The following is a 9,138-nucleotide window of genomic DNA, read 5'->3' as shown; positions in this document are numbered from 1 at the left end:
CGCGGATCCCGCGCGACCACCGGGCCTCGGCGGTGGCGCGTGCCGTGGTCAGCCTGGCGCGCGGCGTCGGCGCGCACGTGCTCGCCCCCGCGATCGCCTACGAGGCGCAGCTCGCCGCCGTGCGCAGCTGGGAGGTGCGGCTGGCGCACGGCCCGCTGCTCACCCCGGGCCCCGACGGGCTGGTGCGGGTCCCTCTCCCCGCCGTCGAGGACGAGCCCGCGATCTCGCTCGGCCCCCGCGTGCAGGAGCTGCTGCTGCCCGCCGTGACGCTTCCCGCGGAGGCCAAGGCGGAGGAGGTGGTGGCGGCGTTCGGCCACGAGCCGTCGATCACCAGCGTCATCCTGGTGGACGAGTACCAGCGCCCCAAGTTCAGCCTCGACCGCAGCCGCTTCCTGCTGTCGTTCGCCGCCCGCTACGGGCACGCGCTGCACGGCGCCAAGCCCGCCAGGCGGCTCGCCGACCCGCCGCGCACGGTGCCGAGGACGACCCCGGCCATCGCCGCGATGCAGGCGGCGGGCCGGGACTCCGGACGCGTCTACGACGACCTGGTGGTCGTCGACGAGCTCAACCGCTGCCTCGGCATCGTGCGGGTCTCGGACCTGATCAGGCAGATGACGGCGGTCAAGGGCTGAACGCCTGACAGCGCCGGGGCGGGCTTCAGGACGCCAGCGCCCGCGCCCACTCGGCGGTGTCGGTGATCTGGACGAAGTTCACGATCAGGTCGTCGCGCAGCGTCAGGTCGTGGGCGAACGCGGCCTCGAAGGGGCGTCCGGTGGCTCGGACGGTGCCGCGGTAGTGCCCGAGGACGACGCACCGGTCCGGCCCCGACCACACGTACTCCTCGGGCACCGGGGCGGTCCGGTAGGTGCGGAAGATGATGCTCCAGCAGCCGCGCAGCGCGCCCTGGGGGCCGCGGTGCTCGCCTCCGACGCCCAGCGGCATGCCGGTGCTGACCTTCAGGACCAGGTCGGGGTGGAGGGGGGCGACGAGCGCGTCCGCGTCGCCCGCGGCGAAGGCGTCGTAGAGCCGTCGAACAGTTTTAGAGGTCATTCTCTAAAACTACCGCGAGCGCCGCCGCCTCCGCCATCCGGGCCGCCTGTTCGGGGATGGCCCCGCTTCTCGACAGGTGCCGCCGGACGGCCGCGAGCGGGATGTCCACCAGCGCGAAGACGACGCGCTCCAGGTCGCCGTGGCCGCTGCGCTCCGCCAGCCGTCGCATGGCCGCAACGGAGGCCGTGTTGAGCCGCGACAGCTCCTCGCCCAGCTCCTGCGGCCAGGCCAGGCGCAGGTCCTCGACGTGGTAGCGGAGCAGCAGGCGGGCCTCGTCGGGGTGCTCGGCCGACCAGCGCACGGTGTGCGCCGCCGCCCGCCGCACCGCCTCGGCCAGGTCGCCGGTCTGCGCGGCTTGCAGGAAACCCTCCTGGAAGCGGCGGACCGTCCTGATCCACAGGTGGGCGAGCAGCAGGTCGCGCGAGCCGTAGCGGTGGTAGATCGAGCCGCTGGGCGCGCCGAGCCTGGCGGCGACGGCGGTGACCGTCACCGCGCCCTGCCCGCTCTCGGCGGCGACGGCCGCGGCCGCGTCGAGGATCTGGTCGGCGTCGAACTTCGCTGGTCTGGCCATGCCGGCACGGTAGCGGCCCGGCCCGCTCAGCGGGCCACGCGACCCGCCCGAGACGCGGCTAGAGCCAGCCCTGCGACCGCGCCCGCTGCACCGCCTCGATGCGGTTGCGCGCCCGCGTCTTCTGGATCGCCGACGACAGATAGTTGCGCACGGTGCCCACCGACAGATGCAGGGACGTGGCGATGTCGCCGATCGTGGAGCCGTCGGCCGCCGCGGCCAGCACGTCCCGCTCGCGCGACGACAGCGGGTTGGGCCCCGCGCTGAGCGCCGCCGCAGCCAGCCCCGGATCGATGACCCGCTCCCCCGCGTGCACCCGGCGGATCGCGGCGGCCAGCTCGCGGGCCGGGCTGTCCTTCACCAGGAACGCCACCGCCCCCGCCTCCATCGCGGTGCGCAGGTAGCCGGGCCTGCCGAACGTGGTCAGGATCATCACCCTGCAGCCCGGCACCTGCGCGGCGATCCTGCCGCCCGCGGTGATGCCGTCCATGGCGGGCATCTCGATGTCGAGCAGCGCGACGTCCGGCCGCTCCTTGGCGGCGACGGCGACGGCCTCCTCGCCGTTGGCGGCCTCGCCGACCACCTCGATGTCGGGTTCCAGGCCGAGCAGCGACGCCAGCGCACCGCGCACCATGGCCTGGTCCTCGGCCAGCATCACGCGGATCACGGGGCTCACGATACGGCCTCCGCCCGCACGGCCACCGGGACGAGCACGCGCAACCGGAAGCCTCCTTTCGGCGCCGGCCCCGTCTCCACCTCGCCGCCCGCCGCGCGGATCCGCTCGGTGAGCCCCTGCAGGCCGCTACCCATCTCGTACGGCCCAGCGCCACGCCCGTCGTCCACGATGTCCAGGGTTGCGTGGGCTCCGTCGGACGTCACGCTGATCATGCAGCGGGACGCCTCCGCATGCCGGATGACATTGGTGGTGCCCTCGCGGACCGCCCAGGCGAGCAGCCCGTCGAGCAGGTCGGGCAGCGGCGTGCCCTCGACCCGCACCTGCGCCTCCACGCGCGCCGCCCGTAACGCCGACCTGGCGCTGTCGAGCTCCTCGGCCATGCTGCGCTGCCGGTAGCCGGTGACCGCCTCGCGCACCTCGACCAGCGCCTGCCGGGCGACGGACTCGATGTCGCCGATCTCGTTGAGCACCCTCGGGGAGCCCTCCGCCAGCCGACCGGCCAGCTCGGCCTTGAGCACGATCAGCGAGAGGCTGTGGCCGAGCAGGTCGTGCAGGTCGCGGGCGATGCGCAGCCGCTCGTCGGTGGCGGCGAGCCTGGCCATCTCCCCCTCGGCGTCGCGCAGCTGCTGGGCCAGCACCCTGGTGTTGCGGACGCCGATGAACAGCAGGCCCAGCGTGACCACCTGCAGCCCGAGGATCGTGATGGCGCCGGGGTCGGTGCGGGTGATCAGGCCGCTGACGACGACCGCCGCCAGCATCCCCCCGATGCCGAAGAGCGCCTGCCGCGGCCAAAGGATCATGCAGTACAGCACCACGGTGTAGACGGGCAGGCTGAGCCAGGCCCCGCCGAAGACCAGCGACGCGCCGATCCCGATCACCGTGGTGAGCGCCAGCAGCGGGACGGTCCACCGGCCGCGCTCGTAGAAGGTACGCGGGCTCACCACGGTCGCCACGTACGAGACCAGGAACGCGACCAGCGACAGCGTCGCCCAGACGGCCCTCGTCCCGGCGATCTCGCCGGACGCGATCTCCGAGATCGGGAAGAGAAGGTAGACGAGCCCGAACGAGATCCCGAACAGCCGGCGTTTGCGGGACGGCACGCCGTCCGCCCCGCTGAAGGTCAGCAGGTTGGCGAAGCTCATGCCCGAACAGTAGCCCGCCGGTAGGCGAACGTCGCCGCCGCGCCGAGCACGACCGCCCAGCCCGCGACCACGAGGACGTCCGTCAGCGGCAGGCCGTTGCCCGCGACGATGTTCCAGCCCAGGTCGGCGTACCGGTAGGAGGGCGTGAGCTCGGCGATCGCGCGGATGGTGCCGCCCATGACCTGGACGGGGAACCACAGACCGCCGAGCAGCGCCAGGGCGAACATGCAGATCATCGCGACGGGCTGGGCCGCGTCGGGCGCCAGGAGCGAGCCGATGGCCAGCCCGAGCGCGATGAACGGGATCGTGCCGAGCCACAGCGCCAGCAGCAGCGGCACCCACCGGCTCACGGGCAGCGTGACGCCCTGCTGGAGCACGGCGACCGCGAACACGAGCACCAGCGAGGGCAGCACCAGCAGCATCGCGGCGCCCAGCTTGGTGACGATGATCGCCCAGCCGGGCAGCGGAGTGATCTGAAGCTGGCGCAGCCAGCCCGTCTGGCGCTCCTGCGCCCACGGCACGGCCGAGCTCATCATGGACGCCGACAGCGCCCCGTAGGCGGCCATCGACACCATCAGGTAGACGGCCACCCGGACGCCGTCCTCGGCCGTCTGGTTGCCGTAGATGTTGGCGTTGATCAGGTAGAACACCACGGGGAAGAGCACGACGAAGATGATGTAGCGGCGGTTGCGGAGCATCCGCAGCGCCTCGGTCCTCGCGTAGTACAGCATCACGGCTCCCTGGTCAGGGCGAGGAAGGCGTCCTCGAGGTCGGCTCCGGTGAGGGTGAGGTCGCGCACCTCGAGCGAGGTGGCGCGGTAGAGGGCGTTCAGCGTGGCGTCGGTGTCTGAGGTGCGCAGCGCGGCCGTCCCGGCGACGATCTCGACGGCGGTGACGCCGGGCAGCCGGTCGAGCCCGGCCGCGGGCTGCTCGCCGATGGCGAAGCGGACGGTGTGCCCGCCGACGCCCGCCTTGATCTCGGCGGCGGTGCCGTCGGCGACGACCTTGCCCTTGGCGATGACGATGACCCGGTCGGAGTGCTCGTCGGCCTCCTCCAGGTAGTGGGTGGCGAACAGCACGGTCCGGCCGCCGGCGGCGTAGTCGCGCATGCTTTCCCAGAACCGCAGCCTGGACTCCACGTCCATGGCGGCGGTCGGCTCGTCCAGCAGGAGGATCTTGGGGGCGCCCGCGATGGCCAGCGCGAACCTGACCCGCTGCGCCTGCCCGCCCGACAGTTTGTTGGCCCGGCGCTTCACCAGGTCGCCGAGGTCGGCCAGCTTGACGATCTCGGCCAGGTCCAGGGGCTGCGGGTAGAGCCTGCGGATCAGGTCGATGAGCTCCTTGACCGTCAGTTCGGGGATGAGCTCGCCGCTCTGCAGCATCGCCCCCATCGCGCCGGCGGCGACGGCCTGGTCGGGGGTCCTGCCATGCACGGAGATCGTGCCCGAGGTCGGCTTGAGCAGGCCGAGCAGCATGTTGATGGAGGTCGACTTGCCGGCTCCGTTGGGGCCGAGCAGAGCCACGGTCCTGCCGGGCTCGATGGTGAGGGACAGGTCGTCGACTGCGAGGACTTCGCCGTAGTCCTTGCTGACCTGGTCGAACACGATGGCGTCCATGTCGTCAACGCTAGGGGCGGGCCTGTCGCCCGGTTAGTGCCTTCCCTCCGGCGTTCACCGTGACATTTGTCAGACGAGCCGGGTGACCAGGCCGGTGTCGAGGCTGTAGCGGGCGCCGATCACGGCCGCCCTGCCGCGTAGCAGCCCGTCGTCGCGTAACAGCGACACCGTCCGGACGACGTGCGCGCTGATCATCGCCTCCACGTCCCCGCCGGAGCCCTCGTAGGCGGGTTCCAGCGCGGCCACGATGCGGGACAGCTCGCCGGGTAAGGCGGCCCCCTCGCGCAGCGCCTGCGCCGCCGCCGTCACCGCGCCGCACCGCTGGTGGCCGAGGACGACGACGAGCGGCGCGCTCAGGGCCTGCGGCCCGTACTGGACAGCGGCGGTGACCAGCCGGTCGACGGTGTGCCCGGCGGTCCTGACGACCAGCAGGTCGCCGAGCCCGGCGTCGAACACGACCTCGGGCGGCACCCGCGAGTCGATGCACGACAGGACGACCGCGTGCGGCGACTGGTCCGCCGCCACCCGCCTCCTGTGCTCGGGGTCCTGGCGCGGGCGGCAGGACGTGCCCGCCGCCCAGCGCCTGTTGCCCTCCTCCAGCGCCGCCCACGCCTGCTCGGCGGTGGCGGGACGCTCCTCCGGCACGCTCTCGGACGCTCCGGGACGCGCTCGCCCGGAGATCGGACAACGGCGGGCAATCAGTTCGTCACGCACAGCTAATTCATGCCTTGTGCGAGGCTTGCCCGGATATGGCCTCGCAGGGAGATGTCAGAGGCGGCAGGCGTAGATGTCGGTGACCAGGATGGCCCTTGCGCCGAGGTCCCAGAGCTGGTCCATCACCTGCTGGTGGCCCTTGCGGCGGACCATCGCCCGCACGGCCACCCACCCCTCGCGGTGCAGCGGCGACACGGTCGGGCCCTCCATGCCGGGAGTGATCGCGATGGCCTCCTCGATCCGCTCGGCGCGGATGTCGTAGTCCATCATCACGAAGTCGCGGGCGTGCACGACGCCCTGGAGGCGGCGGACGAGCTGCTCCAGGCCCGCGTCCTGGGGTGCGCTCTGCCGCTTGATCAGCACGCCCTCGGAGCGCATGATCGGCTCGCCGAACACCTCCAGGCCGACGTTGCGCAGGGTCGTGCCGGTCTCCACGACGTCGGCCACCGCGTCGGCGACGCCGAGCCTGATGGCGGTCTCGACGGCGCCGTCAAGCTTGATCACCCGGGCGTCGACGCCCTGGTCGGACAGGTACTTGTCGAGCAGGCCCGCGTAGGACGTGGCGATGCGCAGCCCGTCGAGGTCGTTGACCGACGTCATCGCGCCCGCCCTGGCGGCCAGGCGGAAGGTGGAGCCGCCGAAGCCGAGCGGCATGATCTCCTCGACGGGGGCGCCGGAGTCGATCAGCATGTCGCGGCCGGTGATGCCGGCGTCGAGGGTGCCCTCGCCGACGTAGACGGCGATGTCGCGCGGGCGCAGGAAGAACAGCTCGCAGCCGTTCTCCTGGTCGACGACGACGAGTTCCTTGTTGTCGGTGCGGGGCCGGTAACCGGCCTCCTTGAGCATGGTCTGGGCGGCCTCACTGAGAGCGCCCTTGTTCGGTACGGCCAGACGCAGCATGTCTGTGGTTTCCTCGGGTCTCGCTGGGTTTACCGGCTGGCGGCGGAGGGCGCGTGGCGCCCTAGAGATGCTTGTACACCTCATCCAGCTCGATGCCCTTGGCGAGCATGAGCACCTGCACGTGGTAGAGGAGCTGCGAGATCTCTTCGGCCGCGCGTTCGTTCGACTCGTGCTCGGCGGCCATCCAGCTCTCGGCGGCCTCCTCGACGACCTTCTTGCCGATGGCATGGACGCCGGCGTCGAGCGCGGCCACAGTGCCCGAGCCCGCGGGCCGGGTCTGCGCCTTCTCTGACAGCTCGGCGAACAGCTCTTCGAAGGTCTTCATGATCTCTCTCGTCGGTCGGCTGACGTGCATGACAAGCCTAGTCTGCGCGCCAGGGTCGTACGGCCCGGCATCCGCCACCCGAGACGGCGCTCCCCGGACGGGGCGTGTCCATGAACCGGGTAAGCGGGTGACCAAGGCACCGCCAAAAAACGCTGATACGGTTCAGCGAAGGTTACCGGGCAGGGAGGGGCGCCGGGTGAAGAGGCCGACGATCGCCGACATCGCCGAGCGGGCCGGCGTGTCCAAGGGGGCCGTCTCGTACGCGCTGAACGGTCAGCCCGGCGTCTCGGAGCAGACCAGGGCGCGCATCCAGGCGATCGCCCAGGAGATCGGCTGGCGTCCCAACCTGGCCGCGCGCCTGCTCAGCGGCGCCAGGGCCGACGCCATCGGCCTGGTCGTGTGCCGCCCTGCCCGCTTCCTCGGCGTCGAGCCGTTCTTCATGGAGCTGATCAGCGGCATCGAGGGCGAGCTGGCGGCGAGCTCGTGCGCGCTGATGCTGCAGGTGGTGCCCGACCACGAGGCCGAGATCGCGATCTACCAGCGCTGGTGGGGCGAGGGCAGGGTCGACGGGGCGATCCTGGTCGACCTGCACGCCGACGATCCGCGGGTGCCGGTGGTCGAGCGGCTCGGCATGCCGGCGGTGGTGGTCGGGCATCCGTCGGGCGCGGGGTCGCTGCCGGCGGTGTGGTCCGACGACGGCGCCGCGATGCGCGAGGCGGTCGAGTACCTGGCGGCGCTCGGTCATCGGCGCGTCGCCAGGGTGGCCGGGCTGCCCGGCCTGCTCCACACCCAGATCAGGGACACCGCGTTCGCGGAGGTCTGCGCGGCGCTCGGCGTGAGCGAGCATCCCGTCGTGCACACCGACTACACCGGCGAGGAGGGCGCCAGGGCGACCAGGCGGCTGCTCAGCTCGCGGGCCAGGCCCACGGCGATCGTCTACGACAACGACATCATGGCGCTGGCGGGGCTGTCGGTGGCCCAGGAGATGCGTCTGGACGTCCCGGCCGAGCTGTCCATCGCGGCGTGGGACGACTCGCCGCTCTCGCAGGTGGCGCGGCCCCCGCTGACGGCGCTGACCCGCGACATCCCCGCCTACGGCGCGCACGCCACCCGGTGCCTGCTGCGGATCGTCGGCGGCGAGGAGGCGGCCGGAGTGGAGGACCCCGCCGCGCGCCTGCTGCCCCGGGGCAGCACCGCCCCCGCGCCGGGCGCCTGAACCGCTTCACGGACTCCACGGCCCCATGAGGGCGGCTCCGGAGGCGGAGACATTCCGGCAATCCCGGTCGCCGGCTATGGTGACTTACCCGTTTAAGTGGCGAGATCCCCACTGGATCGCCAAGGGTATCGACCTGAACAAACCGAAGCTGAAGGGCGAGTGGGCGATGACCACGCTGCCGCCAGCTGCCGTTCAGCTCGATCAGGGCCACCGTGTCGAGGCCCTCACAGACCGGGTCGGTCCGCTCGTGGCCGGTCGGGGACCAGTCGAACACGGCCTCGTAGCGCCAGGCCGTCCGGCCGATCCCATCGATCAGGGGCAATGTACGACGTTGCAGCACCCCGTCACCTTGTTGGCACCATTGAGCGCCCACCTAGCTGAGCCGATTCATGGGCGCTCCTTCCCCGGAAACGCCACTGCCCGCCGCACCTCGTCCAAGCGAGGTACGGCGGGCAGGGAGGTGGTCACGCCCGGCCGGCGGGCCGGGTCAACGGCCCCGGCGGCGCGAGGTGGACGCCGTTACGACCTGGCCGGAGCCCGGTCAGCGGCCGTAGCGACGCTCGCCCTGAGCGGAGCGGTAGCCGCCGTTGCCACGGCCCTCCGTGCGGTAGCCGCCGGAGCGGTAGCCGTCGCGCGGGCGGTCGTCGGAGCGGAAGCCGCCGCGGTCGCGGTCGGCCGAGAACGGGCGGCCCCGGTCGCGGGCGCCGTGCTCGTCGGAGCGGAAGCCGCCCTGGCCACGGTCGTCACGGCGGAAGCCGCGGGAGCGGTCGCCGTCGCGCAACGGCCGGTCGTCGGAGCGGAAGCCGCCGCGCTGGCCGCGGTCGTCGCGCCGGGCGCCGCGGTCGTCGCCGAACGTGCGCGGCTCCTGCGAGCCGTCGTGCCGGCGCGGACGCCGGTCGTCACCCGCGCCGAACGGCCGGTCGCCGTCGTCG

Annotated in this window: 11 protein-coding genes and 1 pseudogene; 2 read left to right on the top strand and 10 right to left on the bottom strand. The window is 72.5% G+C overall.

Features of this window, described 5'->3' with window-relative positions; all coding sequences use genetic code 11:
• A partial coding sequence (locus tag ABZ297_RS45360) for a CBS domain-containing protein (protein WP_355360337.1) occupies positions 1–632 on the top strand: 632 nt, incomplete at its 5' end.
• 25 nt (positions 633–657) lie between these two features.
• Here ABZ297_RS45360 and ABZ297_RS45355 read toward each other — a convergent pair.
• The 9 genes from ABZ297_RS45355 to ABZ297_RS45315 form a co-directional block, all read right to left on the bottom strand.
• Positions 658–1,050, bottom strand: a complete 393-nt coding sequence (locus tag ABZ297_RS45355) for a nuclear transport factor 2 family protein (protein ID WP_355360334.1) — start codon at positions 1,048–1,050, stop codon at positions 658–660.
• Positions 1,040–1,621: a TetR/AcrR family transcriptional regulator gene (locus tag ABZ297_RS45350; RefSeq protein WP_355360331.1), complete on the bottom strand. Its 582-nt coding sequence runs from the start codon at positions 1,619–1,621 to the stop codon at positions 1,040–1,042. Before ABZ297_RS45350 ends, ABZ297_RS45355 begins: the two co-directional genes overlap by 11 nt.
• 58 nt (positions 1,622–1,679) lie before the next feature.
• Entirely contained in the window at positions 1,680–2,285 is a 606-nt protein-coding gene (locus ABZ297_RS45345) for a response regulator transcription factor (protein ID WP_355360328.1), read from the bottom strand.
• Between the two features lie 5 nt (positions 2,286–2,290).
• Positions 2,291–3,436 carry a sensor histidine kinase gene (locus tag ABZ297_RS45340; RefSeq protein ID WP_355360326.1) on the bottom strand — a complete coding sequence of 382 codons (1,146 nt, stop codon included), beginning with the start codon at positions 3,434–3,436 and terminating at the stop codon, positions 2,291–2,293.
• Complete coding sequence (locus ABZ297_RS45335; RefSeq protein ID WP_355360323.1) at positions 3,433–4,167, bottom strand: ABC transporter permease; 735 nt, start codon at positions 4,165–4,167, stop codon at positions 3,433–3,435. The genes ABZ297_RS45340 and ABZ297_RS45335 overlap by 4 nt, the downstream gene beginning before the upstream one ends.
• On the bottom strand, positions 4,167–5,051 hold the full coding sequence (locus ABZ297_RS45330; protein ID WP_355360320.1) for an ABC transporter ATP-binding protein: 885 nt from the start codon (positions 5,049–5,051) through the stop codon (positions 4,167–4,169). Before ABZ297_RS45330 ends, ABZ297_RS45335 begins: the two co-directional genes overlap by 1 nt.
• A gap of 69 nt (positions 5,052–5,120) precedes the next feature.
• Positions 5,121–5,765 carry a carbonic anhydrase gene (locus ABZ297_RS45325; RefSeq protein ID WP_355360317.1) on the bottom strand — a complete coding sequence of 215 codons (645 nt, stop codon included), beginning with the start codon at positions 5,763–5,765 and terminating at the stop codon, positions 5,121–5,123.
• A gap of 54 nt (positions 5,766–5,819) precedes the next feature.
• A complete protein-coding gene (gene hisG / locus ABZ297_RS45320) occupies positions 5,820–6,665 on the bottom strand; it encodes an ATP phosphoribosyltransferase (protein WP_355360314.1) in 846 nt (281 codons plus the stop codon).
• 61 nt (positions 6,666–6,726) lie between these two features.
• The gene (locus ABZ297_RS45315) at positions 6,727–6,990 is read right to left on the bottom strand and encodes a phosphoribosyl-ATP diphosphatase (protein WP_355360311.1); all 264 of its coding nucleotides are present in this window, start codon (positions 6,988–6,990) and stop codon (positions 6,727–6,729) included.
• Between the two features lie 196 nt (positions 6,991–7,186).
• Between ABZ297_RS45315 and ABZ297_RS45310 the strand changes: the two genes are divergently transcribed.
• Positions 7,187–8,206, top strand: coding sequence for a LacI family DNA-binding transcriptional regulator (locus tag ABZ297_RS45310; RefSeq protein WP_355360308.1), 1,020 nt, complete (start codon positions 7,187–7,189; stop codon positions 8,204–8,206).
• Positions 8,207–8,747: 541 nt separating this feature from the next.
• Here the strand turns inward: ABZ297_RS45310 and ABZ297_RS45305 are convergent.
• Positions 8,748–9,138, bottom strand: a pseudogene (locus tag ABZ297_RS45305) (pseudouridine synthase); the annotation flags it as partial.

This window comes from Nonomuraea sp. NPDC005983, from assembly GCF_040614375.1.
In the GTDB taxonomy this organism is placed as follows: domain Bacteria; phylum Actinomycetota; class Actinomycetes; order Streptosporangiales; family Streptosporangiaceae; genus Nonomuraea.
Note: the sequence above shows the minus strand (reverse complement) of the source record. Positions and strands in the feature narration are given on the sequence as shown.

Coding starts and splice junctions, on each gene's coding strand:
- ABZ297_RS45355 (WP_355360334.1), bottom strand. CDS start 1,050: ATGACCTCTAAAACTGTTCGACGGCTCTACGACGCCTTCGCCGCGGGC.
- ABZ297_RS45350 (WP_355360331.1), bottom strand. CDS start 1,621: ATGGCCAGACCAGCGAAGTTCGACGCCGACCAGATCCTCGACGCGGCC.
- ABZ297_RS45340 (WP_355360326.1), bottom strand. CDS start 3,436: ATGAGCTTCGCCAACCTGCTGACCTTCAGCGGGGCGGACGGCGTGCCG.
- ABZ297_RS45335 (WP_355360323.1), bottom strand. CDS start 4,167: ATGCTGTACTACGCGAGGACCGAGGCGCTGCGGATGCTCCGCAACCGC.
- ABZ297_RS45330 (WP_355360320.1), bottom strand. CDS start 5,051: ATGGACGCCATCGTGTTCGACCAGGTCAGCAAGGACTACGGCGAAGTC.
- hisG (WP_355360314.1), bottom strand. CDS start 6,665: ATGCTGCGTCTGGCCGTACCGAACAAGGGCGCTCTCAGTGAGGCCGCC.
- ABZ297_RS45315 (WP_355360311.1), bottom strand. CDS start 6,990: ATGAAGACCTTCGAAGAGCTGTTCGCCGAGCTGTCAGAGAAGGCGCAG.